Raw genomic sequence first — 23,700 nt, forward strand, 5'->3', positions numbered from 1 at the left:
GTTCACCAGGGGCGGGGCTTCCCGCTGACGGTTTGTCCGGGTACGGCGGACGGGTGGGACCGGTCCCTGTGCTGAACCGGTGCAGCGCCGTCCTGGCGGGCGTCGCCGGACGGCGCTCCCGCCCGGGCTCATCGGCCGGCGCCGCGCCGGCCGGCGAGCGCGAGGCCCAGGCAGGCGAGGGCCGCGGCGACCGCGACGGCGGCCGGCAGCCGCGCCCACCCGGTACCGGAGACCGGGGCCTGCGCGACGAGGAAGACCACGGCCGTCCCGGCCGCCGACGCCACCGCGGGCATCGCCCGGTGGGCCCGCGGTCCGCGGCGGCGCGGCGCCGTGACCCCGCGTGTCCAGGCGTCGGTGACCAGCAGGTACGCCACCAGCAGCGCGCAGAAGCACCCGGCCGTCCAGGCGCCGGGGTCGGTGAGGGCGGCGATCACGAGCGCGGCCACGGGCACCACGGTGGTGCGCCGCCGCGCGGCGATCCGGTACCAGTGGACGGAGGTCTGCACCGGACGGGCGTCGACCATCGGTCCCGCCCACAGGGCGAGCGCCGCGAGCACGGCGATCAGCGCCCATGCCGCGCTCCCGTGGCCGGCCGCCCGCGCCGGGTCGCAGGCCGCGACCGTCAGGGCGGCGGCGAGCAGCCGCGCGGCGAGGCGGTCCGCGGCCTGCCCGGGCCGCGTCGCCGTGGTCGTCGGGCTCATCGGCTTCCTCCGCGGATCCGGGTCCGCAGCAGCGGCGCGAGCGAGAGGTCGAGGGTCTCGCCCGGCCGGTGGCCCACCACGGCGATGCCGCGCTCGGCGAGCGCGAAGCGCATCGCCTGCCGGTCGGCCCGCCACAGCCGCAGCGCCAGCTCGGCCTCGGTGTCGCCTGGTTCGACGGCCGGGTCGCCGGTGGCGATCTCCACCACGACCATCGGGTTGGCCCGGCCGCGCACCTGGTGGAGCACGTCGAGGATGCGCTGGTCGGTGAGCGTGGTGAAGACGTACACGAGCGCGCCGGCGGGCAGTGCGGGCGGCGGCAGCAGGCCGAGTCCGGCCGAGCGGTACGCGAGGTCCTTGCGGACCTCCAGGACGCTCTCGACGATCCGGTAGAAGTGGGCGTCGCCGCTGCCCGGCTGCAGCCAGCGGGTGGCGCCGCCGACCGAGACGACGCCGACGCGGTCGTGGGTGCGCAGGTAGGCGCGGACCAGTCCGGCGGCGGCGCGGAAGGTGTCGTCCAGCGAGGAGGCGCCGGTGCGCGGGTCCACGACGTCGCCGAGCACGTCGAGCAGCACCACCGTGTCCGCGGTGCGCTCGGCGGCGAACTGGTGCAGTTGGAGCGAACCGCGCCGGGTGGTGGCCGCCCAGTTGATGCGCCGCTGCCGCTCGCCGCGCACGTACGGGTGGACGCCGGTGACCTCGACGCCCTCGCCGCGCTGGAGGGCGGTGTGCTCGCCCAGGCGCTGCGGGAGGCGTACCGGCACCGGGGTGAGCCCGGCGTGCGAGGGCACCGGGAAGACGGCGATCTCGCCGAGGTCGACCCGCACCGTGCGGCGGGCCAGGCCGCCGCTGTCGTACACGTCGACGTCGACGGTGCCCAGCGTCCAGCGCCCCCAGCGTTCGGCGGTGAACCGCAGGTGGAGGTGGCGGCGGCCGACGGTGAGGGCGTCGAGCCGGACGCCGGGCCCGAGGGCGACTCCGGGGTCGAGCCGGCCTGCCTCGCCGTCGTGCCGGACGTCGATCCGGGCCGTCACCTCCTCGCCCTCGAAGCAGCGGCGCGGCCCGGCGTGCGCGGTCGCCGTGATCCGGGTGGGCCGGCCGTGCCGCGGCATGGCGAGGGCGAGCAGCACGAGCGGCGCCGCGGCGGCGGCGAGCAGCCAGGGGCGGCCGGTGACCAAGGCGGCGGCGAGCGCGGCCGCGGCCACCGTGCCGTAGCGCAGGGCGCGGTCGCCGGTGCGCCAGCGGTCGGGCGGCGGGGGCGGCGGCTCCGAGGGGCCGGCGCTGGCGCCGCCGAGGGCGCGTTCCACGGCGGCGGGCGGCCGCCTGGGTGCGGGACGGGCCGGGAGCCCGTCCGGGGCGGCGGTCCGGGGCCCGGGTCCGGCGCTCGGGCGTGCGGGGGCTTCGTCCGGCGGGGGCGCGGGCGCGTCGCCCGCGAAGGGCTCGGGGGCTTCGCCCGGCCGGGCGGACCGGGTGTTCACGAGGCGGCGACGGCGCGCGGCACGGTCTGCGGCGCGGGCACCGACCGGACGATCTCCCGGAGCACGTCGTCGGCGCTGATCTGCCGCACCCACAGTTCGGGTTTGAGCGTCACGCGGTGGGCCAGCGCCGGCACCGCGACCGACTTGACGTCTTCCGGGACGACGTAGTCCCGCAGCTCCAGCACGGCGCGGGCGCGGGCGAGCTGGACCAGCGCGAGCCCGCCGCGCGGCGAGGCGCCGACCAGGACGTGCGGGTGGTCGCGGGTGGCGCCGACCAGGGCGACGGCGTACTCCAGCAGGTCGTCCTCGACCTCGACGCGTTCGACGGCGGCCCGCATGGCGAGGACCTCGGCGGGACCGCTGAGGGTGCGCAGCACCGCCTCGGGCGCGGCGCGGGCGACGCGGGCCCGCAGCATCTCGGTCTCCTGACCGGGGGTCAGGTAGCCCATCCGGACCCGCAGCAGGAACCGGTCGAGCTGGGCCTCTGGCAGCGTGTAGGTGCCCTCGTACTCGATCGGGTTGGCGGTGGCGACGACCACGAACGGGTCGGGCAGCGCGCGGGTGCTGCCGTCGATGGAGACCTGCGACTCGGCCATGGCCTCCAGCAGCGCGGCCTGCGTCTTGGGCGGGGTGCGGTTGATCTCGTCGGCGAGCAGCAGGTGGGTGAAGACCGGTCCCGGCCGGAAGACCATGTCGCCGCCGCGCTGGTCGTAGAAGGGCGCGCCGGTGACGTCGGAGGGCAGCAGGTCGGGGGTGAACTGGATGCGCCGGAAGTCCAGGCCCAGGGTGGTCGCGAAGGAGCGGGCCAGCAGCGTCTTGCCCAGGCCCGGCAGGTCCTCGATGAGCACGTGGCCGCCGGCCAGGATGCCCAGCATGACCAGTGCCAGCGGCTCCGGTGTGCCGACGACCGCGGTGCGGATCTCGGCGAGCACCTGCGCGGCGCGTTCGCCGGCCTGGGCGGGGGTGAGCGCGCCGCCCGCGGCGGCGTCGGACGCGGTGCTGGGCTGGGTGCTGGTCACGGGGCGGTCCTCACTGTGCCGGGTCGGGGTGCGGCGGGTCGGGGCGCCGGCGGGCGGTGCGCGGCGGGTCGGAGTACGCCGGGGCGTGCTGCGCCGGCCGCCGCGCGGTGGCCAGCGCCTCCAGGCGGTCGAGCAGGGCGCGCAGCGTGGGCTCGTCCAGCACCGGCCGCGGCGGCGCGGCGGCCGGGTCGAGCCACGGCCACAGGTCAGGGCCGACCAGGGCGGCGGCGCGGACCGGGTCGCGGAACAGCTCGACGCCGTGCACCTCGGCGAGCCGGGCGGCGAACAGCCGCTGCAGCTGCGGGCGCATGGCGGTGCCGAAGTGGATCTCGGCGTCCTCGCCGAGCGTCCTGCGGACGATGAGCTGCCACTCGCCGACCACGAGTCTGCGGCTGCCCAGCAGCCGGACCGACTTGCGGTAGCCGCTGTCCTGGGAGCCGGCGGCCATCGCGTGGCGGGTCAGGGCCAGGCCGCCGACCGCCGCGAGGACGGCGGTGGTGCCCGCTGCGGCCGGACCGTCGAGGAGGCCGACGAACAGCACGGCGGCGACGGCGCAGGACGCCAGCCAGGCGGCGGAGTGCCGGACCGAGCCGGGTTCCGGGCTCCTGGAGCGGGTCCTCGCCCGCCCGGCTCCGGAGGTCATGGGCGGCCTCCGGCGCGGGTGCGGACGCCGGTGGCGGAGCAGGCTCCGGCCCGCGTCCCGGCGCCGGTCGCGGAGCGGGCTGCGGTGCGCGTCCGGGAACGGGTCATGGAGCGGGCTGCGGTGCGGGTCCCGGCGCCGGTCGCGGAGCAGGCTCCGGCACGCGTCCCGGCGCCGGTCGCCGAGCGGGCTGCGGTGCGCGTCCGGGAACGGGTCATGGGGCGGCCTCCGGTACGGGTCCGGCCGCGGCGAGGGATGCGGCGATCTCGGTGAGCGCGGCGGCGGCCCGGTCGCGGTGGCCCGTGTCCATCGGGTGCCGGGAGTAGCGGGCCTCGCGGAACAGCGCGGTCAGCTCCGCGGCGGCGCCGGCCTCGGGCAGCAGTCCGCCGGCCGCGGCCCGCTCCAGCAGGTCCTGGGGGCTGTCGGAGGCGCGTCTGACGACGCCGGAGACGGCGAGGGTCTCCTCCATGGCGGCGTAGCAGGCGATGACCGCGGTGCGCGGATCGTCGCCGCCGAGCAGTGCGCGCCGTCCGGAGTCGACGGCGCGGGCCAGCAGGTCGCGGTCGTCCGCCGCGTCGTACGGCTCCTGCGGCTGCCGCGGTCCGGTCCGGCGCAGGTGCCGCCACAGCAGGAGGGCGGCGTAGCCGACGGCTGCCGCGAGCAGCGCGGCGCCGATGCCGATCAGGACCGGCAGGACCGGGAGGTCGTGGCCGCCGCCGTGGTCCGCCGGGGGCCTGGCGGCCGAGGACGGCAGCAGCCGCGGGCTCCGCGTGATCACCGGGTGCGGCTCGGTGGCGTTGCCGTCGCCGCCCGCCCCGGCGCTGAAGCGGTGCAGCAGCAGGACCAGCAGGGGGACGGCGAAGGGAGCGAGCATCACCGTGTAGCCGGTGGCGTCGGCCAGGCGCTGCTCGACGGGCGTCAGCTCGCGCGTGTGCGGCAGGGAGCGCTGGAACCGGCCGTGCGTCAGGAGGCCGGCCACCACCGCCAGCGCGGCGAGGGCGACGACCACGCCGGAGTTGCCGCCGAGCGGGCCCCGCCCCCGGGCGACCAGGTGTGCGCCGGGGCGCATCAGGAGCGCGGCGAGCGCGATCCCCGCGACCACGACGACGGCGAGCGCGATCGTCACGGACCGCGTGGCCGCCGCATCCCGCGCGGCCGGTGCCGCGCCGTCCCGCCGGCCGGTGTCCGTCGGTGGTTCCCGCCCCAACGCCTCACCCTTCCCTCGCCGTCCGCAGCTTGGCACACCCGTCCGCGCCTGTCAGCAGCGGCGCGTCCGGCGCGGCGCGGAAGGCGGCGTTCCGGTCGGGCGGGGCGAGGGCGCCACGCGACGGACGCGCGAGGACGGCGACGGACGGGCGAGGACGGGCGACGGACGGACAGGGGCGTCGGGGGGCGTCGGGGGGCGTCGGGGCGAGCTGCGCGAAGGGCGGCGGTCCAGGTGGGGACGGGTTGCGGCTGCGGATGTCGCCGAATTGATATATCCAGGTAGGGACAAGACGACTGAGATCGTCCGGAGAGGTCCGCCCATGCCGACCACCCACCAGCCGCTGACCCCCGCCGTCCTCGCCGACCTGCGCCGCCCGCGCAAGTACCCGGCCGTGTCGGTCCTGCTGCCCACCCACCGGCGCGAGCCCGAGAACGCGCAGGACGCCGTACGCCTGCGCAACCTGCTGGAGGAGGCGAAGGAGGCCGTCCACTCCGACCCGGAGGTCAACCGGGACGACCGGATCGACGTGATCAAGCAGTTGGACCTCGCAATGGGCGAGGTCGACCTGGTGCACGCCGAGGACGGCCTCGCGATCTTCGCCGCGCCCGGCGAGCACCAGGTGTGGTCGCTCGGCCGCTCGGTGCCGGCGCGGGTGCTGCTCGCGCAGACCTTCCTGACCCGCAACCTGGTCGCCGCGCACGCCGCCGAGCAGCCGTACTGGGTGCTCGCGGTGGACTCCGAGTGCGCCACCCTGTGGAGCGGCAGCCGCACGCACGCGCCGGAGCAGGCGGACGACGGGCTCTTCCCGCTGCGCCGGCCCGCGCTGGACTTCGATCCTGAGCGGCAGGAGCGGATCGGGGACACCCCGAGCACGTTCAACGACGAGGAGACCCGGCGCTTCCTGCGGGAGGTGGCCGAGGCGACCGGCACGGTGCTGGCCGCGGACCCGCGCCCGCTGTACGTCGTCGGCGAGTCGGCCGCGCTCGCCGCGCTCGACGAGGCCGACGGCGTCGTGGCGACCGCGGTCTCGCGGGTCACGCAGGGCGGCCTCGCGCAGGGTCCGGGGCAGGCGCTGGCGCGGGTGGTGCGGGAGGCCGACCGGGAGCGGGACGAGCGGACCGTGGCCGAGGTGCTGGCGGACCTGGACCGGGCGCGCGGCCGCAGAGCCTTCGCCGGCGGCGTGGACGAGGTGTGGGCTTGCGTGTCCGAGGGCCGGGCGGCGCTGGTGGCCATCGAGGACGGCTACCGCACGACGGTGCGCGAGGACGGCGAGCACCTGGTCCCGGCCGCGCCGGGCGAGCGCGGGGCGCGCGACGACATCCTCGACGAGATCGCCGAGCAGGGGCTCGACACCGGCGCGCGCGTGCACTTCGTGCCGGACGGCGTCCTCGCGGACGCGGGGCGCATCGCGGCGGTGCTGCGGTTCTGACACCGCACGACTCCGGGTGACACGCGGCCCCGCGCGTTTTTCGGGAGGATGTCACGCCTGCGGGGGTCCTGCGGCTCCTGGGTGGGTGAGGCGGAGCGGGAGGGGCGACATGGGTGAGGTCGGCACGGGCGAGGTCGGCACGGGCGAGGTGGGCACGGGCGAGGTGGGCACGGGCGGGGCGCGCGACACGGACGCGGCCGGCGCGGGCGCCACGGCGGTGGGCGACGACGGTCTGCAGCGGGCGACCGAGGTGTTCACCGGCTACCGGGAGCTGTTGTTCTCGGTGGTCTACAACATGCTGGGCACGGTCTCGGACACCGAGGACGTGCTGCAGGAGACCTGGCTGGCGTGGTCCGCGCGCAGCGGGCGCGCCGACGCGGCGCAGATCGCCCACCCGCGGGCGTACCTGGTGCGGATCGCGGTGAACCAGGCGCTGTCCCGGCGGGCGGCGATCAGCCGACGGCGCGAGACGTACGTGGGCCCGTGGCTGCCGGAGCCGCTGGTCACCCACGACGACCCGGCGACGGCCGCGGCGGCCGCAGACCCGGTCGGCCCGGCGCTGCGCGGGAGTCGGTGTCGATGGCGCTGCTGGTGGTGCTGGAGACGCTCACCCCGCTGGAGCGCGCGGTCTTCGTGCTGCACGAGGTCTTCGGCTACGCCCACACCGAGATCGCCGACGTCCTCGGCCGCAGCCCCGCCGCGGTGCGGCAGCTGGCGCACCGCGCGCGGGAGCACGTGCAGGCCAGGCGGCCGCGGTTCCGGGCCGACGCCCGGGTGAGACGGCAGGTGACCGAGCGGTTCCTCGCCGCGGCGCTCGGCGGGGACCTGGCCGGGCTGATGAGCCTGCTGGCGCCGGACGTCACGATGCGGACGGACGGCGGCGGCAACGCGCGCGCGGCGGTGCACCCGGTGCGGGGCCGGGAGAAGGTCGCGCGGATGCTCACCGGCTACGCCGCCAACCGGGCGCCGGGCTCGCTGGACATCCGTTTCCGGTACGTCAACGGCGACCCCTCGGCGGTGGTCTTCGCCGAGGGTGCGCCGTACGCGGTGATGGTGGTGGACGTGGACGCGGACAGCGACCAGGTGACGGACGTCTACATGATCGTCAACCCGGACAAGCTTTCGGGGGTGCGGCCGGCCGACGACGCCCCGGCGGATCAGTAGCGGGTGACGGCGGTGGGACCGCCGCTGGTGCCGATGGCGATGTGCGGCGCCGCGGCGGGCCGCAGCCACGCCATGACGCGGTTCAGCGCGTCGGCCGGCACCGAGACGCAGCCAGCGGTCGCGCCGCTGCCGTTGACGTGCAGGAAGATGCCGGCGCCGCGGCCCTTGACCGGGTGGGCGTAGTTGAAGTCGATGACGACGGCGTGGGCGTACTGCACCGGGTAGTGGGCGAGCTGCTCGGACTCCGAGGCGCGGCAGTCGGCGGGCAGCGGGCTGGTCCACCGGTTGTAGGAGGTCGAGCGGGTGTCCTCGCACCACCAGGAGCCGGCGGTGACCTTGCGGTACGGCAGCGTGGTGCCGCTCGGCGCGGCGGCGTTGCCGAAGGCGAAGGGCAGTCCGTACAGACCGGTGGGCGTGGTCTGCGTGCCCTGGACGCGGGTCGCGCCGTCGGCCAGGCCGTGCGCGCCGAAGCGGGCGGGCGCGCTGCCGACGGCGCGCCAGCCGGCGGCGGTGCGCTCCCACCACATCAGGGTGCCGGTCGTCGCCGTGGTGGACGGTGCGACGGCGGTGATCAGCTGGGTGCCGCCGCCGGTGTCGGCGAGCAGGCCGGGCAGCGGGAGCGCGGCGGGCAGCCGCACCACCGGGGCCGCGACGCGGTTCTGCGCGCCGGCCGGGGCGGCGCCGGCCAGGGCGAGGGCCGCGCCGAGCGACAGCGCGGTGGCGGCGGCCAGTGCGCGGCCGCGCCGGGTACGGGACCGGCCGCCGCCGCGGGTGCGGGCGTCGCGGTCACGAGTGCGGCGCGGGTGCGCGGGCGGGGCGGCGGTCACAGGGCCTCCAGGTCGGTGCGCCAGTCGTTCGACCTGATCATCGTGCCCTTGGGGTACTCGAAGGCGCACTCCCCCACGAGCGTGAAACCGGCTTTGCGGCAGACGGCGTTGGAGGCGGCGTGGCCGACCTCGGGGAAGGCGTGCAGCCAGCGCCTGCCGTGCTGCTGCCGCGCCGCGGCGACGACGGCGCGGGCGGCCGCGGCCGCGATGCCCCGCCCCTGGAACTGCGGCAGCACGCCCCAGCCGGTCTCGTACACCTCCTGGTCGTGCCAGGTGCGGCTCCAGAAGCCGATGGAACCGGCCGCCTCGCCGGTGGCGGCGAGCACGACGGCGTACATCCGCCCGCCGTCGCCGTCCAGGCGCAGATAGCGCTCGTGCCGCTCGGCGAGCTTCTCCTCGCTCTCGGGGCCGCCGAGGAACGCGGTCATCTCGGGGGCGTTGGTGCGGCGCAGCAGCGCCAGGTCGCCGTCCGACCAGGGTCTGAGCACGATCGGCGGGGCCGCGCCCGGGGATGTCTCGTTCATGGCGCCACCGTACGGCGGGGCACTGACAGCGGACACGCAGAAGCCCCGGCCGGGACGGGGGGACCTGGCCGGGGCGGCGAGCGGGAAGGGCGGCGAGCGGGAAGGGCGGCTTCACCACGCCTTCACATCTTTAGTTTAACACTCAATGAGCGTAGTCGTAGCCGTGCGGCGCGGACGCGGTCCGCATGGCGGTGGCCGCGGACACCACGGGTGCGGAAGGTGGGGAAGGTGCCGCGGCGGCGCCCGAGGGGGCCGCGGCGGGCTGCGCGGACAGGGGCTGCGACGCGGGCGCGAGGGCGGGGCGGGCGCCGCCGAGCACCTCGCGGAGCTTGCCGCCGTCGGTCGGCAGGTCGCGCCGCCAGGCCATGGCGACGACGGGGGCGAGCAGCAGCAGCGCGGCACTCAGCGAGCTGGTGACCGACAGCCGGACCAGGGTGCCGCCGGCGTGCGGCAGCAGGTCGAAGGTGTAGAGCGGCACCTGGGTGCCCAGCGGGCTCCACATCCGCTGTCCGCGGAAGGCTATCCGCCGGCAGGGCTCGTAGTCGGAGCACACCAGCCGGTGCGGCCGGCGGCGACCCGGATAGCGGTAGCGGTACTCCGCGCCCGCGCCGGGCGCCACGAAACCCGGATCGACGGAGGTGACGCCGGAACTCCACAGGGCGAGATTGCGGGCGTCGGCGAGAAAGTCGAAGACCTCGGCGGCCGGCCTCTGCACGAACACGTTCACGGCGATGCTCGGCATCACGAAACCTCCCCGGTAGCGGCGTGGGCGGCTGCTCGGGTGCGCGGGCGCGCGCCGATGGCGATCCGGGTGCCGGATTCGGCGGTGCGTGCGCCGCGCGGGAGAGCCGCCTGCTTCACTCCTCTCCCAAAGCGTGCCCCGCAAAAGTGCACATGTCGTGGCAATGAGGCCGTTCGGGTGAGAACGCACCGTGTCCGGCTCGTCCGCCGGGACGGCATCGGACACGCCGCGATCCCGGTCCGGGGATGGGCGGCGGGCACCCCGGCCGATAGCCTTGCCGCGTGGAGGAACAGCAGGTGCCCGCACGTTTCGAGCGCGGTACGGACGGACCCAAGGTGATCGTGGCGGGGCTGGACGGCTCCGAGTCGTCCTGGCGCGCGGCGGCGTACGCGGCGGGGCTGGCGCGCCGCCAGCACGCCCTGCTCGCCCTCGTGTACGTGCAGCCCTATCTGGCCGGCGGAGCCGCGCTCGGGGTGCCGGTCTCCGAGGCCGACACCGGGATCGCCGAACAGCTGCTCGCCGAGATACGGCAGCAGGTGGAGCGGCTGCGCGGCGCCTTCCAGGTGCGCTGGGAGTTCCACACCTTCCGCGGCGACCCGTACAACGGCATGGCGATGGCGGCCGACCAGCTCAAAGCGGACGCGGTGGTGGTCGGCGCCTCGGAGCGGGCCGGCCACCGGTTCGTCGGCTCGGTCGCGGTGCGGCTGGTGAAGGCGGGCCGCTGGCCGGTCACGGTGGTGCCGTGACCGGCCGCGGCCGGCTGCGCCGGGCCGGCCGTCCCGGCCGGGGCGCGGTCAGCCCGCCGTCGCCGCGGGGGCGTACTTGTAGCCGACCCGGCGCACGGTGACGATGCTGCCGCGGTGCTCCGCGCCCAGCTTGCGGCGCAGCCGTGCGATGTGGACGTCCACGGTGCGGCCGTCGCCGACGTGGCCGTAGCCCCACACCGTGGTCACCAGCTGGTCGCGCGAGTGCACCCGGTGCGGGTGCGCGACCAGGTGCGCGAGCAGCTCGAACTCCAGGTAGGTGAGGTCGAGTTGCCGGCCGTCGACGAGCGCGGTGCGGCGCTCGGCGTCGATCCGGACCGGGGACTGGGCGCTGTCGGCGGGCTCCGGTGCGGTGTACGGCGCGGCGGGGGTCGCGGGAGCGGCGCCGGCCGGGTCGGCCTCCGCGGGCACGAGCACCAGGTAGCCGACCATCGGGGTGCCGCCGGCGGTCGCGGGCAGCACGTGTCCGGGCGCGGGCAGCCAGGTGGCGCCGGGCGGCAGGAAGTCCGGGGCGGGCGGGACCTCGTCGGGCCGCACCGCGCGCAGCCGCTGCCGGTGCGCCGCGGCGGCGGCGCCCTGCCCGGCGGCTGCCGGTGCGGGGCGGGCGGGATACGGGGAGGGGTGGAACGAGGAGACGTTCGGCATGGGTTCGGCTCTTTCGCGCGAAGGGGTCGGGGAGGACGCCGTATTGCGCGGGACCGGGGGTGCTGACGGCAGCGGCCGAAAAAGCCGGATGCGGCAGGGGTCAGCGGCCGACGCGGGTCCGCGCGGGGATCGCGCGGCAACACCAGCGGTCGAAGTGGTGCTCCTGCCGGGACGGCCAGAAGGGTTCGAGGTCGTTACGACCCGTCCCGGAGCTGCTCATGCTGGCCATGCCCCTATTGAAGCAGACCCAGGGCCGCCGGTGTGAGGGGGACGGCGATGTCCGCGGCGGCCGATCGGCCGCGCGGCGGTGGGCGGCTGACGGCGCGGGAGGCGCGGGAGGCGCGGGCGCCCGCGTGCCGACCTCCGGCGGGCCGGTCACGGCGCGCCCCGGGCCGCACAGGACAATGGCGTACGCGGGGCAGGCGGACGGCGACGGACGGCGGAGAGGTCATGCGGCGGATGGCGCCGGCGGTGGGGAGCGCGAGGTGGTGGCGCGCGCTGCGCTCGACCGGCCGCTCCGGGCTGCGGGTGGAACGGGCCCGGCTGGAGCCGCTGATCGCGCTGCGCACCGCGGCCGGTGTGGCGGCGGTGATCGCGCTGTCGCTGTGGCTGTGGTCGCCGCCGGTGGCCGCGTCGTCGGCGTTCGGCGCGTTCGCCGCCGGGGTGGCGACACTGCAGCGCAGCTGGCGGCCCCGGCCGGTGCTGGCGCTCGCCGCCGCGGCCGGGCTCGCGGTGAGCACCTTCCTGGGGTATCTGGCCGCCTCGCACCTGGTGCTGTTCGTGTTGCTGCTGACGGTGTGGGCCTTCGGCGCGGGACTGGCCTGGGCGCTGGGGCCGACCACCGGGATGGTCGCCTCGCTGACGGTGGCCGTGATGCTCGTCGTGGTGACGCTGCCCACCTCGGCGCTCAGCGCGCTGCACCACGCGGCGCTGGTCGCGGTCGGCGGGGTGGTGCAGGCGCTGCTCATCGTGCTGTTCCCGGTGCGGCGCTGGGGGCGGCAGCGCGACGCGCTGGCCGACGCGTTCGCCGCGGAGGCGGACTTCGCGCGCCTGCTGCGGCACGATCCGGTGGCGCCCTTCGACCCGGTGCCGCTGATGACCGCGCGCAGCGCCGCGGTGGTCTCGCCGTGGCTGGCCCGCCGCCTGCCGAGGAGCTGCACGGCAACCGGGCGCTGGCCGAGCGCATCCGCCCGGTGCTCGCCTCGGTGGCCGACCCGAGGATGGGAGCGCCCGCCGAGGGCCCGCAGCGCGACCGGGTGCGGGAGGTGCTCGCGGTCGCCGCGGAGGTGCTGGACGCGGTGGCGCGCGCGATCCGGCACGGCACCCGGGTCAAGGCGCCCGAGGCGGGCCGGGAGCTGCTGCGCGGGCCGGAGCCGGAGGTCGAGCCGACCGGCGCGGCCGGCCGGTCGGCGACCCGGCTGGCCTCGCTGCTGGCCGCCGCGGTGGAGCGGGCGGACGGTTCGGGACCGGCCGACAGCACCGGCTCCGCGCACCTGCTGCGGCCCTCGCCGCGCGAACTGGTCCCGCTGGCCTGGCGGGCGGTGCGCCGTCAGTCGCGCTGGGAGTCGCCGGTGATGCGGCACGCGGTGCGGTTGTCGGCGGTGGCCGCGGTCGGTTACCTGCTGGGCTCGGCGCTGCCGCTGGGCCACGGCTACTGGGCGCCGATGGCGTCGGTGATGGTGATGCGCCCGGACTTCACCCAGACCTACGAGCGCGGGGTGGCGCGGTTCGCCGGCACGCTCGTGGGCGTCGCGGTGGCCACCGGCGTAATCCGGCTGGCGCACCCCGGGACGTACGCCTCGGCGGCGCTGGCCGTGGTGTGCGTGGGGCTGATGTACCTGCTGCTGCGCACTGGATACGTGGTGGCCCAGGCGTGCGTCGGCGGCTATGTGGTCTTCCTGCTGGGCATGGGCGGCACGCAGTTGGAGCAGACGGTCCGCGACCGGGTGCTGCTGACGCTGCTCGGCGGGGTGCTGGCGATGATCGCCTACGCGCTGTTCCCGGCGTGGGAGACGCCCCGGCTGCGGGAGCGGCTGACGGAGTGGCTAAACGCGACCGCGGGGTACGCCGCGGCGGTGATGGAGGCGTACGCGGACCCGGCGCGGCGGCGGCCGAGGGCGGTGCGCACCGCGCTGCTGGACGTGCGGGCGGCCGGGGCGACCTGGGACCAGGCGGTGTTCCGCGCGGACGCCGAGCCGGTCAGGCACCGCGGCCTGTCGCGGACCGCGGTGCGCGACGCCGATGCCGCGCTGTCGGCGCTCGGCCGGATCGGGCTGCTGCTGGAGGCGCACCTGCCGGCCCGGGACGCGCCGCCGTCGCCGGACGCGGCGGCGTTCGCGCGGGCGCTGCGCGAGACCACCGCGGCGGCGTCCGCGGCGGTCCGCGACCGGCGGGCGCCGACCTGGGAGCCGCTGCGCCAGGTGGTCGAGGACTGGAAGCCGGCCTCCGGCGAGGAGCGGATCGCACGACGCGGCGCCGAGCTGCTGGCCCAGACGCTGGACGAGCTGGCCGAGGCGCTGCGGCCGAGGTCGCTGGGGCGCAGACACCCGGCGGGCGGGCCCCCGCGGCCCCCTGGCTGAGCCGGGCGCGGGCCGGGCCCGGGTCGGGATCGGGCCGCGGCCCCGGGGCCGATCCGCGGAGCGTCGGGCCGACGCCGCGAGGGGCGACCCGGTGGGGCGTGCGGCCCCGGGGCGGGACTACGCTGGTCGACCGAGCCCGACGGGCCCCCGCCGGACAGGCCCCCAAGGAGCGCCATGCACACCCATCAGCTGCTGAACCTCGCGGTCAGCGGGTCCGCGGGCCCCGGCCCGGTGATGCGGACCCTCATTGTCGCCTCGGTCGTCGGCGTCGTGCTGATCGCGTGGTTCGTGCTGCGCGGCTACAGCAACAACGACTGACCGCCCTCCCCCGGCACGTCCCGCGTGCCCGCGGGCGGCGACGTGCCCCGCCGGCCGGCCGGCGGGGCACGGGCCGTCAGCGGATCGGCAGCCCGGACAGGGTGCGGGCGATGACCAGGCGCTGGATCTCGCTGGTGCCCTCGAAGATCGTGTAGATGGCGCTGTCCCGGTGCATCCGCTCCACCGGGTACTCGCGGGTGTAGCCGTTGCCGCCGAGGATCTGGATCGCCTGGGCGGTGACCTTCTTGGCGGTCTCGCTGGCGAAGAGCTTGGACATCGAGCCCTCCGCCGAGGTGAACGGCCGGCCCGCGGTGGCCATCCAGGACGCGCGCCACACCAGCAGCCGGGCCGCGTCGATCTGCGTGCGCATGTCGGCGAGCTGGAAGGCCACGCCCTGGTTGTCGATGATCGGCCGGCCGAACTGCTCGCGGCCCTTGGCGTACTCCAGCGCGTACTCGTAGGCGGCGCGGGCGGTGCCGACGGCCATCGCGCCGACCGCCGGGCGGGACGCCTCGAAGGTGGCCATCGCGGCGTTCTTGATCCGCTCGCGTCCCTCGGCGCCGCCCGAGCGGGCCCGCTCGCGGACCCTGGCCAGCCGCTCGTCCAGCTTGTCCTTGCCGCCGAGCAGGCAGTCGCCGGGGACCCGCACGTCGTCCAGCACCACCTCGGCGGTGTGCGAGGCGCGGATGCCGTGCTTCTTGAACTTCTGCCCCTGGGACAGCCCCGGGGTGCCCGGCGGCACGATGAACGAGGCGTGGCCGCGCGAGCCCAGTTCCGGGTCGACCGAGGCGACCACGACGTGGACGTTGGCGATGCCGCCGTTGGTGGCCCAGGTCTTGGTGCCGTTGATCACCCACTCGTCCTTGGCCTCGTCGTAGACCGCGCGGGTGCGCATCGCGGCGACGTCGGAGCCGGCGTCGGGCTCGGAGGAGCAGAAGGCGGCGAGCTTCACGTCGTCGGCGTCGCCGTACATCTGCGGGACCCAGGTGCCGATCTGCTCCTCGGTGCCGTTGGACAGCACGCCGACCGCGGCGAGCCCGGTGCCGACGATGGACAGCGCGATGCCCGCGTCGCCCCAGAACAGCTCCTCCATCGTCATCGGGATGCCGAGGCCGGTGGGGTCGAAGAACTGCTGGGCGTAGAAGTCCAGCGAGTACAGGCCTATCTTGGCGGCCTCCTGGATGATGGGCCAGGGGGTCTCCTCGCGCTCGTCCCACTCGGCGGCGGCCGGGCGCATCACGTCGGCGGCGAAGCCGTGGATCCACTCGCGCACGGACTGCTGGTCGTCGTTGAGTTCGAGCGTGAAGTCGCCCATCGTCCCCTCCACGTGCTGGTTACTTGCGGTAACAGCAGTCTGTTACCGTCCGGTAAGCCATGTCAACTCCCGCAGGCGCCCCCTCCCCGCCCGCCGCCGGGGCACGGCGCCGCCACCCCCGTCGCCCTGCTGCCGGCGCCACGCCGCACCCATACCCTCGGTCCCGGGGGTCCCGGGCGCCCCAGGCACTCCCCGCGCCGACGGCCCCGGCACGGCGGGATGTTACGTTGCGCGGGTCGGCGGCCCGCGAACGGCCCAGCCCAGGGGGCACGGGGACCGGAGCGGCCGTGACGGCGGTGTCGAGACGATCAGGGGAGACGCGGGTGGAGACCGGCCAGCGCGAGCAGCAGCGGAGCGCCAGCGAGCGGCGGCGCCGCGAACTGCTCGAAGCCGCCGACCGGGTGGTGCTGCGGGACGGCCCCGAGGCGTCGATGAACGCCATCGCCGCCGAGGCCGGCATCACCAAGCCGATCCTCTACCGGCACTTCGGCGACAAGAGCGGCCTGTATCGGGCACTCGCCAAGCGGCACACCGACGCGCTGCTGGCCACCCTGCGCACCGCGCTGGACTCCCCCGGCGACCGCCGCGACCGGGTCGAGGCGACGCTGCACGCCTACCTGTCGGCGATCGAGGCCCGGCCGCAGGTCTACCGCTTCCTGATGCACCCGGCGGAGACGCCGCCCGCCGACGGCGAGAAGGGCTTCGACGTGGGCCGGCAGTCCGTGCCGCTGCTGCGCCGGATGGGCGAGGACCTCGGCGACGTCATCGCCGAGCGCCTCGACCTCGGCGAGGACAGCCGGCTGCGGGCCCGGATCTGGGGCCACGGCATCGTCGGCATGATGTACGCGGCCGGCGACTGGTGGCTGGGCGAACGCCCGTGCACCCGTGACCAGCTGGTCCGCAGCCTGACCGGCCTGCTGTGGGGGATGCTCGCGGAGGCCGACGACATGGCCGGCAGCCAGGGGTTGTGACCGCGCGGGGCCGTGACCGGGCCCTGCGAGGGGCCGCGGCCCCGCCTCACCCGCCGGACGCGCCGGCGACCCGGCGGCCGGCCCGCAGGGCGCGGGCGCGCCGGACGCCGCGCAGCCGGTCGGTGTACAGGCCGCCCTCCAGGTGGTCGTACTCGTGCTGGAGGCAGCGGGCGAAGAAGCCCGTGCCGGCGACCCGGACCGGGTTGCCGAGCAGGTCGACGCCCTCCAGCACGGTCTCGTCCGGCCGCCGGGTGCCGTACTCCAGGCCCGGCAGCGACAGGCAGCCCTCGGGGCCGGTGACCTCGGGGCCGCCGGTGTGCACCAGCCGCGGGTTGACCAGGTGGCCGAGGTGGCGGCGGTCCTCGTCGTCCGGGCAGTCGTAGACCAGGACCCGCAGCGGTACGCCGATCTGGTTGGCGGCCAGGCCGACGCCGGAGGCCGCGTACATGGTGGCGAACATGTCCTCCACCAGGCGGGCCAGCGGCGCGCCGAACTCCCGCGCGGGCGGGCACGCGGTGCGCAGCGCCGGGTCGCCGAGCAGCCGCACCCGGCGGACCGTGCCGGTGCTGCCGGGAATGGTGCCGCGTCGCATGGCCGACAGCGTAAGGGGTGCCGCGCGCGGCGCGGCGACCAGAGCGGTGGCGGCGGCGGACGTCCTCGGCGCGGGGGCCGCCGACCGCGCCCGCCCGGACGCGCCCGGGCGGTACCGGGGCGGTGAGGTGCGGGATGCGGGCCGGGACTCGATAGGCTGGGCACGACCGGCACTTGCTCGGCCGCGCCGGCGGCCCGCGGGGGCGGAGTACCGGCCGCCCGCCTGGTCAGCGGCGCGCGGTCGGAGTCGAGGAGGAAGTAGGACGATGGCAGGCAACTCGGAGCCGCTGTCGCCGCGGGCCAAGCTGGCCGTGACGGCGGGCAAGGCCGCGGCGGCGGTGTCGCGTGCGGCCGGCAAGGGAAGCGGATCGGTGATCGGCGGCAAGATCGCCCTCAGGTTCGACCCCGACCTGCTGGCGCGGCTCGCCCGGCACCTCGACGTGGTGCTGGTGTCGGCCACCAACGGCAAGACGACCACCACCCGGCTGATCGCCGAGGCGCTGCGGGCCGGCGGCCCGGTGGTCTCCAACGCGCTGGGCGCCAACATGCCGGCCGGCATCACCTCGGCCCTGGCCGGCGGCTCGGACGCCCGCTTCGGCGTGATCGAGGTCGACGAGAAGTACCTCGCCGGCGTCGCCCGCGACGTGGCGCCCAAGGCCATCGCCCTGCTCAACCTCTCCCGCGACCAGCTCGACCGCGCCGCCGAGACCCGCATGCTGGCGGAGAAGTGGCGCGAGGGCCTGGCCGGCGTCGAGGCGATCGTCGTCGCCAACGCGGACGACCCGCTGATCGTCTGGGCGGCCTCCTCCAGCCCGACCGTGGTGTGGGTGGCGGCCGGTCAGGAGTGGAAGGACGACGCCTGGTCCTGCCCGTCCTGCGGCGGCGTGCTCCAGCGGCCGTCCGACGACTGGTTCTGCGCCGAGTGCGGCTTCCGCCGCCCCACCCCCACCTGGGCGCTGTCCGGCGACCACGTCATCGACCCGTACGGCGCCGCCTGGCCGATCCACCTGCAGCTGCCCGGCCGCGCCAACAAGTCCAACGCGGCGGTCTCCGCGGCGGTCGCGGCGTCCTTCGGCGTGGAGCCCAAGGTCGCCCTGGAGCGGATGTACAAGGTGCAGGCCGTGGCCGGGCGGTACGACGTGGTGTCGTACCAGGGCCGCGACCTGCGGCTGCTGCTGGCGAAGAACCCGGCGGGCTGGCTGGAGACGTTCTCGCTGATCGACGGGCCGCCGGCGCCGGTGCTGCTGTCGGTGAACGCGCGCGGCGCCGACGGCACCGACACCTCCTGGCTGTGGGACGTGGACTACACCCGGCTGGCCGGTCACCCGATCCTGGTGATCGGCGACCGCAAGCTGGACCTGGCGGTCCGGCTGGAGGTGGCCGGCCTGCAGTTCATGGTCTGCGCCGGCCTGGAGGAGGCGGTCCGCTCGGCGCCGCCCGGCCGGATCGAGTCGATCGCCAACTACACCGCCTTCCAGGACCTGCGCCGCAAGGTCGGCAACTGAACCGGACCCGGCCGGACCGAAGCGGACGGCCCGATCGCCCCGGCCCGACGGCCGGCCCGGACAGCGGCGGAAGCCGTGAGGAGAAGCACGCATGAGTGAGTCCAGCCTGCGCCTGGTGTGGGTCTACCCCGACCTGCTGAGCACCTACGGCGACCAGGGCAACGCGCTGGTGGTGGAGCGGCGGGCGCTGCAGCGCCGGGTGCCGGTCTCGCGGGTCGACGTCCGCTCCGACCAGCAGATCCCGACCTCCGGGGACATCTACCTGATCGGCGGCGGCGAGGACCGGCCGCAGCGGCTCGCGGCCGAACGGCTGCGCCGCGACGGCGGGTTGAGCCGGGCGGTGGCCAACGGGGCGATCGTCTTCTCGGTCTGCGCCGGCTACCAGATCCTCGGCCACGAGTTCGTCAACGACCTCGGCCGGCCGGAGCCGGGCCTGGGCCTGCTGGACGTGGTGAGCGTGCGCGGCGAGGGCGAGCGCTGCGTGGGCGACGTGCTGGCCGACATCGACCCGCGGCTCGGCCTGCCGCCGCTGACCGGCTTCGAGAACCACCAGGGCGTCACCCACGTCGGCCCCGCCGCCCGGCCGTTCGCCCGGCTGCGCGTCGGCCGTGGCAACGGCACCGGGGACGGCACCGAGGGCGCGTTCAACGACACGGTCTTCGGCACGTACATGCACGGCCCGGTGATGGCCCGCAACCCGCACATCGCCGACATGCTGATCAAGCTCGCGCTGGACGTCAACGCGCTGCCCCCGGTCGACGACCAGTGGTACGACGCGCTGCGCGCGGAGCGGATCGCGGCGGCGGCGCAGCCCTCCTGACCCCCGCCGGCCGCCGCACGGGCCGGTGTTCCCACGGACCTGACGGACGTTCGGGGCGCGCGTGACCGGTGACGCTGCGTGCCCGTAGCCTGGAGTTCGGGTAATCGTCAGGTGTCCGCAGTCCGGTCGGCGTGGAGGCGTGGCAGGCGGGCTCGGTAAGCTGGCCGGGTTCCATCCGGACGACGGGGTCCGGCCGCCCGGTCGAGGTGCAGGAGTAGCGAGAGCAATGCGTATTGGTGTGCTGACCAGCGGCGGCGACTGCCCCGGACTCAACGCCGTCATCCGGTCCGTGGTGCACCGCGCCGTCGTGGACCACGGGGACGAGGTCATCGGCTTCCACGACGGGTGGAAGGGCCTGCTCGAGTGCGACTACCGCAAACTGGACCTCGACGCGGTGAGCGGCATCCTGGCCCGCGGCGGCACCATCCTCGGCTCCTCCCGGGTCCAGCCGGCGCATCTGCGCGGCGGCGTGGAGCAGGCCAGGGGGCACGTCGCCGACCTGGGCCTGGACGCGATCATCCCGATCGGCGGCGAGGGCACGCTCAAGGCGGCGCGGCTGCTGTCGGACGCCGGGCTGCCGATAGTCGGTGTGCCCAAGACGATCGACAACGACATCGCCTCGACCGACGTGACCTTCGGCTTCGACACCGCGGTGACGGTCGCCACCGAGGCGCTGGACCGGCTGAAGACCACCGCGGAGTCGCACCAGCGGGTGCTGATCGTGGAGGTCATGGGCAGGCACACCGGCTGGATCGCGCTGCACTCGGGCATGGCGGCCGGCGCGCACGCCATCGTGGTGCCGGAACGCCCCTTCGACATCGAGGAACTGACCTCGGTGGTCGGCAAGCGCTTCGAGGCGGGCAAGAAGTTCGCGATCGTCGTGGTCTCCGAGGGCGCCAAGCCGCGCGAGGGCACGATGGACTTCACCTCCGGCGAGACCGACGTGTACGGCCACGAGCGCTTCTCCGGCGTCGCCAACCAGCTGTCCGTGGAGCTGGAGGAGCGCCTGGGCAAGGAGGCCCGGCCGGTCATCCTCGGCCACGTCCAGCGCGGCGGCACCCCGACCGCGTATGACAGGGTGCTCGCCACCCGCTTCGGCTGGCACGCGGTCGAGGCGGTGCACGGCGGCCGTTTCGGCATGATGACCGCGCTGCGCGGCACCGACATCACGCTGGTGCCGCTGTCGGAGGCGGTGGAGCACCTGAAGACGGTGCCGGCCGAGCGCTACACCGAGGCCGAGTGCGTGCTCTGACCGCCGTGGGCTGAGCCGGTCGCCGCTGCTCCGGCCGGCCGAGGCCCCGCCGCCCGAGGCCCCCGCCGCCCGCGGCCCGGGCGTCGCGCGAGCCGTGGGACCGCCCCCGCCGCAGGACCGGCGAGGCGGCGGTCCTACTCTGGTTCGGGCACGTCTGGTGAAGGAGCGGCAGATGGAACACGGCGGACACGGCATGCCCGGCATGCCCATGGACCTGCCGCCCTTCACTCTCGGCCAGGGGCTGGCCTTCACCGGTGGCGACCCGTTCTTCCTGGTCGGCTGCGTGCTCGCGCTGGTGCTCTACGGCTGGGGGGTGCTGCGGCTGCGGCGGCGCGGCGACCGCTGGTCGCCCGGGCGCACCGTCGCCTTCACCGCCGGCGTGCTGACGGTCGCGGTGACGATGTGCACCCGGCTGAACGACTACGGCATGGTCCAGTTCAGCGTGCACATGGTGCAGCACATGATCATCAGCATGCTCTCCCCGATCCTGCTGCTGCTGGGCGCCCCGGTGACGCTGGCGCTGCGCGCGCTGCCGGCCGCGGGCGGCGGGCGCACCGGACCGCGCGAGCTGCTGGTGAAGGTGCTGCACAGCAGGTACCTGCGCGTGGTGACGCATCCGGCCTTCACCATCCCGCTGTTCATCGCGAGCCTGTACGGGCTGTACTTCACCCCGCTGTTCGACACGCTGATGGGCAGCCGGGCCGGGCACATCGCGATGATGGTGCACTTCCTGGCGGTGGGGCTGGTCTTCTTCTGGCCGATCATGGGCGTCGACCCGGGTCCGCACCGGCCGGGGTACGTGATGCGGATGCTGGAGCTGTTCGCCGGCATGCCGTTCCACGCGTTCTTCGGCATCGCGCTGATGATGGCGAGCGAGCCGATGGTCTCCACATTCAAGAACCCGCCGGCGTCGCTCGGCATCGACGCGCTGGGCGACCAGACCGCGGCGGGCGGCATCGCGTGGGCGTTCAGCGAGGTGCCGTCGGTGATCGTGCTGGTGGCGCTGCTCTTCCAGTGGTACACCTCCGAGCAGCGGCAGGCCCGCCGCAAGGACCGGGCGGCGGACCGCGACGGCGACGCGGAGCTGGTGGCGTACAACGCGTACCTGGCCTCCCTCCAGGCCCGCGGCGGCCGCGGCTGACGCGGCGCCGGCCGCGGCCGGCGTGAGGGCCTGGTCACCGGGTCCGGCGGGGCACTACTCTGCCGGGACGCCCCGGGTCGCGGGGACCGGGCCGTGCCGCAGGAGGACTCAGCCGCCGTGTTCTACCGGTTGCTCAAGTACGTGTTCCTCGGGCCGCTGCTCAGGCTGCTGTTCCGGCCGCGCATCGAGGGCATGAAGAACATCCCGGAGTCCGGCGCGGCGATCGTGGCGGGCAACCACCTGTCGTTCTCCGACCACTTCCTGATGCCGACCATCCTGCCGCGCCGCATCACCTTCCTGGCCAAGGCGGAGTACTTCACCGGGCCGGGCCTGAAGGGACGGCTGACCGCGGCCTTCTTCCGCGCCGTCGGCCAGATTCCGGTGGACCGCTCGGGCGGCAAGGCGTCGCAGTCGGCGATCGAGGCCGGGCTGGGCGTGCTGCGCCGCGGCGAGCTGCTCGGCATCTATCCCGAGGGCACCCGCTCGCACGACGGGCGGCTCTACCGCGGCAGGACCGGTGTGGCCGTGATGGCGCTGCGGGCCGGTGTGCCGGTGATCCCGTGCGCGATGGTCGGCACGTTCGAGCTGCAGCCGCCGGGCCGGGTGGTGCCGCGCATCGGCCGGGTCACCATCCGCTTCGGCAGGCCGCTGGACTTCACCCGGTTCTCCGGCATGGACCAGCGGGCCGCGGTCCGCTCGGTGACCGACGAGATCATGTACGAGATCATGGCCATGTCGGGACAGGAGTACGTCGACCGGTACGCCGGCGACGTGAAGGCCGAGCAGGCGCAGCCCGGCCCGGTCGCGCGGCTGCGGCGCAAGGGCTGAGGGGCCGGCCGGCGGCGCCGGCTGACGGGCCGGCGGCAGCGGCTGGGCGGGGGCGACAGCGGCTGGGCGGGGGGCGGCAGGGGCCCGCGGCCGGGAATGGGCCCTCGGCGTAATCCGCGCTCGGCGAACCTTTCTGGTCGCGGCCCTGTCGCCGCCCATAGCGTCGGCGGCATGACAGGAACCGCGTTCGTGATCGGCGCTTCAGGACAGATCGGACGGCAGGCGGTGCGTGCGCTCGCCGCGGACGGATGGGCGGTGACGGCGGCCTCGCGCGGCGGCGGGACCGACCCCGACTGGCCGGAGGGTGTGCGCGCGGTGCGGGTGGACCGCGCCGACACCGCGGCCCTGCCCGCCGCGCTCGGCGACGGCTGCGACGTGCTGCTGGACTGCGTGGCCTACGACGCGGGCCACGCCCGCCAGTTGCTCTCCCTCGCCGACCGGATCGGGTCGGCGGTGGTGGTCTCCAGCGCCGCGGTCTACGTGGACGAGCGGGGGCACGGCTTCGACACCCAGGACGATCCGGAGACGCAGCCGCGCTACCCGGTGCCGCTGCCCGAGACGCTCGGCACGGTCGCGCCGGGCCCGCAGACCTACGGCACCCGCAAGGTGGAGCTGGAACGCGAACTGCTCGCCGCCGGGGACCGGTTGCCGTCGACGCTGCTGCGGGCGAGCGCGATCCACGGTCCTTTCAGCCCGCTGCCGCGCGAACTGTACTTCGTCAAGCGGGCGTTGGACGGCCGTCCGGTGCGGGTGCTGCCGTACTCCGGCGCCAGCCGCTTCCAGCCCGTGCACGTCGCGAACATCGCCGAGCTGGTGCGGCTGGCGGCGCGCAGGCCCGGTGCGCGGGTGCTGAACGCCGGCGACCCGGCGGCGCCGACCGTGGCCGAGATCGCCGCGGCGGTCGACGCGGTGCTGGGCGCGCGGTCCGAGCAGGTACTGGTGGAGGGTCCGCCGCCGGCCCGGGCGTCGGCGAGCACCCGTGGGCGCTGCGGTATCCGATGGTGCTCGACATGTCCGCGGCCGAGCGGGAGTTGGGCTACCGGGCGGTGACGACGTACGAGCAGGCGCTGCCGGACACGGTGGACCGGCTGCTGCGGGAGCGGGCGCACGAGCGGTGGCGCACCCTGTTCCCGAAGCTCGCCGGGCTCAGCGACGCGGGCGGCGGCTGGTTCGACTACGCCGCGGAGGACGCCTGGCTGGCCACCCGGGCGGGCTGAGCGGGGGCGCCGCCGCTCAGCCGCGC

21 protein-coding genes and 3 pseudogenes are annotated in these 23,700 nt (G+C 75.9%); 12 read left to right on the forward strand and 12 right to left on the reverse strand.

From position 1 onward, the window contains the following. Nucleotides 1-128: 128 nt before the first annotated feature. From VSR01_RS01085 to VSR01_RS01105, 5 genes are all read right to left on the reverse strand, one after another. Nucleotides 129-701: a hypothetical protein gene (locus VSR01_RS01085; protein ID WP_326447406.1), complete on the reverse strand. Its 573-nt coding sequence runs from the start codon at nt 699-701 to the stop codon at nt 129-131. After that, a complete protein-coding gene (locus VSR01_RS01090; RefSeq protein ID WP_326447407.1) occupies nt 698-2,005 on the reverse strand; it encodes a DUF58 domain-containing protein in 1,308 nt (435 codons plus the stop codon). Before VSR01_RS01090 ends, VSR01_RS01085 begins: the two co-directional genes overlap by 4 nt. Nucleotides 2,006-2,172: 167 nt before the next feature. After that, complete coding sequence (locus VSR01_RS01095) at nt 2,173-3,195, reverse strand: AAA family ATPase (protein WP_326447408.1); 1,023 nt, start codon at nt 3,193-3,195, stop codon at nt 2,173-2,175. 10 nt (nt 3,196-3,205) lie between these two features. Further along, nucleotides 3,206-3,838 carry a hypothetical protein gene (locus VSR01_RS01100; protein ID WP_326447409.1) on the reverse strand — a complete coding sequence of 211 codons (633 nt, stop codon included), beginning with the start codon at nt 3,836-3,838 and terminating at the stop codon, nt 3,206-3,208. Nucleotides 3,839-4,049: 211 nt separating this feature from the next. Beyond that, entirely contained in the window at nt 4,050-4,961 is a 912-nt protein-coding gene (locus VSR01_RS01105) for a DUF4129 domain-containing protein (RefSeq protein WP_326447410.1), read from the reverse strand. 400 nt (nt 4,962-5,361) lie between these two features. Between VSR01_RS01105 and VSR01_RS01110 the strand changes: the two genes are divergently transcribed. Further along, nucleotides 5,362-6,471, forward strand: coding sequence for a baeRF3 domain-containing protein (locus tag VSR01_RS01110; RefSeq protein ID WP_326447411.1), 1,110 nt, complete (start codon nt 5,362-5,364; stop codon nt 6,469-6,471). A gap of 217 nt (nt 6,472-6,688) precedes the next feature. Further along, a pseudogene (gene sigJ, locus VSR01_RS01115) lies at nt 6,689-7,635 on the forward strand (RNA polymerase sigma factor SigJ). Here sigJ and VSR01_RS01120 read toward each other — a convergent pair. The 3 genes from VSR01_RS01120 to VSR01_RS01130 form a co-directional block, all read right to left on the reverse strand. Next, nucleotides 7,629-8,366 carry a L,D-transpeptidase family protein gene (locus VSR01_RS01120; RefSeq protein WP_442785629.1) on the reverse strand — a complete coding sequence of 246 codons (738 nt, stop codon included), beginning with the start codon at nt 8,364-8,366 and terminating at the stop codon, nt 7,629-7,631. The pseudogene sigJ and the gene VSR01_RS01120 sit on opposite strands and share 7 nt — an antisense overlap. A gap of 92 nt (nt 8,367-8,458) precedes the next feature. Next, on the reverse strand, nt 8,459-8,986 hold the full coding sequence (locus VSR01_RS01125) for a GNAT family N-acetyltransferase (RefSeq protein ID WP_326447412.1): 528 nt from the start codon (nt 8,984-8,986) through the stop codon (nt 8,459-8,461). A 142-nt stretch (nt 8,987-9,128) separates the two neighbouring features. Continuing rightward, a complete protein-coding gene (locus VSR01_RS01130; RefSeq protein ID WP_326447413.1) occupies nt 9,129-9,728 on the reverse strand; it encodes an SRPBCC family protein in 600 nt (199 codons plus the stop codon). Nucleotides 9,729-10,009: 281 nt separating this feature from the next. Between VSR01_RS01130 and VSR01_RS01135 the strand changes: the two genes are divergently transcribed. Continuing rightward, the gene (locus VSR01_RS01135; RefSeq protein ID WP_326447414.1) at nt 10,010-10,474 is read left to right on the forward strand and encodes a universal stress protein; all 465 of its coding nucleotides are present in this window, start codon (nt 10,010-10,012) and stop codon (nt 10,472-10,474) included. A 48-nt stretch (nt 10,475-10,522) separates the two neighbouring features. Here VSR01_RS01135 and VSR01_RS01140 read toward each other — a convergent pair whose 3' ends face one another. Further along, nucleotides 10,523-11,137, reverse strand: coding sequence for a winged helix-turn-helix domain-containing protein (locus VSR01_RS01140; RefSeq protein WP_326447415.1), 615 nt, complete (start codon nt 11,135-11,137; stop codon nt 10,523-10,525). A gap of 100 nt (nt 11,138-11,237) precedes the next feature. Beyond that, a complete protein-coding gene (locus VSR01_RS01145; RefSeq protein WP_326447416.1) occupies nt 11,238-11,366 on the reverse strand; it encodes a hypothetical protein in 129 nt (42 codons plus the stop codon). Between the two features lie 230 nt (nt 11,367-11,596). On the opposite strand from VSR01_RS01145, the pseudogene VSR01_RS01150 reads away from it, so the two are divergent. Then, a pseudogene (locus VSR01_RS01150) lies at nt 11,597-13,716 on the forward strand (FUSC family protein). A gap of 174 nt (nt 13,717-13,890) precedes the next feature. Then, on the forward strand, nt 13,891-14,034 hold the full coding sequence (locus tag VSR01_RS01155; protein WP_326447417.1) for a hypothetical protein: 144 nt from the start codon (nt 13,891-13,893) through the stop codon (nt 14,032-14,034). Nucleotides 14,035-14,110: 76 nt separating this feature from the next. Here the strand turns inward: VSR01_RS01155 and VSR01_RS01160 are convergent, their stop codons facing one another. Beyond that, nucleotides 14,111-15,349 carry an acyl-CoA dehydrogenase family protein gene (locus tag VSR01_RS01160; RefSeq protein WP_326447418.1) on the reverse strand — a complete coding sequence of 413 codons (1,239 nt, stop codon included), beginning with the start codon at nt 15,347-15,349 and terminating at the stop codon, nt 14,111-14,113. A gap of 323 nt (nt 15,350-15,672) precedes the next feature. Here VSR01_RS01160 and VSR01_RS01165 point away from each other — a divergent pair, with 323 nt between their 5' ends. Continuing rightward, on the forward strand, nt 15,673-16,320 hold the full coding sequence (locus VSR01_RS01165) for a TetR family transcriptional regulator (RefSeq protein WP_326447419.1): 648 nt from the start codon (nt 15,673-15,675) through the stop codon (nt 16,318-16,320). A gap of 46 nt (nt 16,321-16,366) precedes the next feature. On the opposite strand, the gene def is transcribed toward VSR01_RS01165, so the two are convergent. Beyond that, nucleotides 16,367-16,912, reverse strand: coding sequence for a peptide deformylase (def, locus tag VSR01_RS01170; RefSeq protein ID WP_326447420.1), 546 nt, complete (start codon nt 16,910-16,912; stop codon nt 16,367-16,369). A gap of 265 nt (nt 16,913-17,177) precedes the next feature. Between def and VSR01_RS01175 the strand changes: the two genes are divergently transcribed. The 6 genes and pseudogenes from VSR01_RS01175 to VSR01_RS01200 all read left to right on the forward strand — a co-directional run bounded on the left by VSR01_RS01175 (nt 17,178) and on the right by VSR01_RS01200 (nt 23,674). Then, nucleotides 17,178-18,416 (forward strand): Mur ligase family protein, encoded by a 1,239-nt coding sequence (locus VSR01_RS01175; RefSeq protein ID WP_326447421.1) that lies wholly within the window; start codon nt 17,178-17,180, stop codon nt 18,414-18,416. Between the two features lie 91 nt (nt 18,417-18,507). Next, the gene (locus VSR01_RS01180; RefSeq protein ID WP_326447422.1) at nt 18,508-19,236 is read left to right on the forward strand and encodes a type 1 glutamine amidotransferase; all 729 of its coding nucleotides are present in this window, start codon (nt 18,508-18,510) and stop codon (nt 19,234-19,236) included. 226 nt (nt 19,237-19,462) lie between these two features. Next, the gene (locus VSR01_RS01185; RefSeq protein ID WP_326447423.1) at nt 19,463-20,488 is read left to right on the forward strand and encodes a 6-phosphofructokinase; all 1,026 of its coding nucleotides are present in this window, start codon (nt 19,463-19,465) and stop codon (nt 20,486-20,488) included. Between the two features lie 172 nt (nt 20,489-20,660). Then, the gene (locus VSR01_RS01190) at nt 20,661-21,629 is read left to right on the forward strand and encodes a cytochrome c oxidase assembly protein (RefSeq protein WP_326447424.1); all 969 of its coding nucleotides are present in this window, start codon (nt 20,661-20,663) and stop codon (nt 21,627-21,629) included. Nucleotides 21,630-21,746: 117 nt separating this feature from the next. Continuing rightward, complete coding sequence (locus tag VSR01_RS01195; RefSeq protein ID WP_326453443.1) at nt 21,747-22,457, forward strand: lysophospholipid acyltransferase family protein; 711 nt, start codon at nt 21,747-21,749, stop codon at nt 22,455-22,457. Nucleotides 22,458-22,628: 171 nt separating this feature from the next. Further along, a pseudogene (locus VSR01_RS01200) lies at nt 22,629-23,674 on the forward strand (NAD-dependent epimerase/dehydratase family protein). The last annotated feature ends 26 nt before the right edge of the window (nt 23,675-23,700 follow it).

This window comes from Actinacidiphila sp. DG2A-62, assembly GCF_035825295.1.
In the GTDB taxonomy this organism is placed as follows: domain Bacteria; phylum Actinomycetota; class Actinomycetes; order Streptomycetales; family Streptomycetaceae; genus Actinacidiphila.

Coding starts and splice junctions, on each gene's coding strand:
- VSR01_RS01085 (WP_326447406.1), bottom strand. CDS start 701: ATGAGCCCGACGACCACGGCGACGCGGCCCGGGCAGGCCGCGGACCGC.
- VSR01_RS01100 (WP_326447409.1), bottom strand. CDS start 3,838: ATGACCTCCGGAGCCGGGCGGGCGAGGACCCGCTCCAGGAGCCCGGAA.
- VSR01_RS01110 (WP_326447411.1), top strand. CDS start 5,362: ATGCCGACCACCCACCAGCCGCTGACCCCCGCCGTCCTCGCCGACCTG.
- VSR01_RS01125 (WP_326447412.1), bottom strand. CDS start 8,986: ATGAACGAGACATCCCCGGGCGCGGCCCCGCCGATCGTGCTCAGACCC.
- VSR01_RS01130 (WP_326447413.1), bottom strand. CDS start 9,728: ATGCCGAGCATCGCCGTGAACGTGTTCGTGCAGAGGCCGGCCGCCGAG.
- VSR01_RS01140 (WP_326447415.1), bottom strand. CDS start 11,137: ATGCCGAACGTCTCCTCGTTCCACCCCTCCCCGTATCCCGCCCGCCCC.
- VSR01_RS01145 (WP_326447416.1), bottom strand. CDS start 11,366: ATGGCCAGCATGAGCAGCTCCGGGACGGGTCGTAACGACCTCGAACCC.
- VSR01_RS01155 (WP_326447417.1), top strand. CDS start 13,891: ATGCACACCCATCAGCTGCTGAACCTCGCGGTCAGCGGGTCCGCGGGC.
- VSR01_RS01160 (WP_326447418.1), bottom strand. CDS start 15,349: ATGGGCGACTTCACGCTCGAACTCAACGACGACCAGCAGTCCGTGCGC.
- def (WP_326447420.1), bottom strand. CDS start 16,912: ATGCGACGCGGCACCATTCCCGGCAGCACCGGCACGGTCCGCCGGGTG.
- VSR01_RS01175 (WP_326447421.1), top strand. CDS start 17,178: ATGGCAGGCAACTCGGAGCCGCTGTCGCCGCGGGCCAAGCTGGCCGTG.
- VSR01_RS01180 (WP_326447422.1), top strand. CDS start 18,508: ATGAGTGAGTCCAGCCTGCGCCTGGTGTGGGTCTACCCCGACCTGCTG.
- VSR01_RS01185 (WP_326447423.1), top strand. CDS start 19,463: ATGCGTATTGGTGTGCTGACCAGCGGCGGCGACTGCCCCGGACTCAAC.
- VSR01_RS01190 (WP_326447424.1), top strand. CDS start 20,661: ATGGAACACGGCGGACACGGCATGCCCGGCATGCCCATGGACCTGCCG.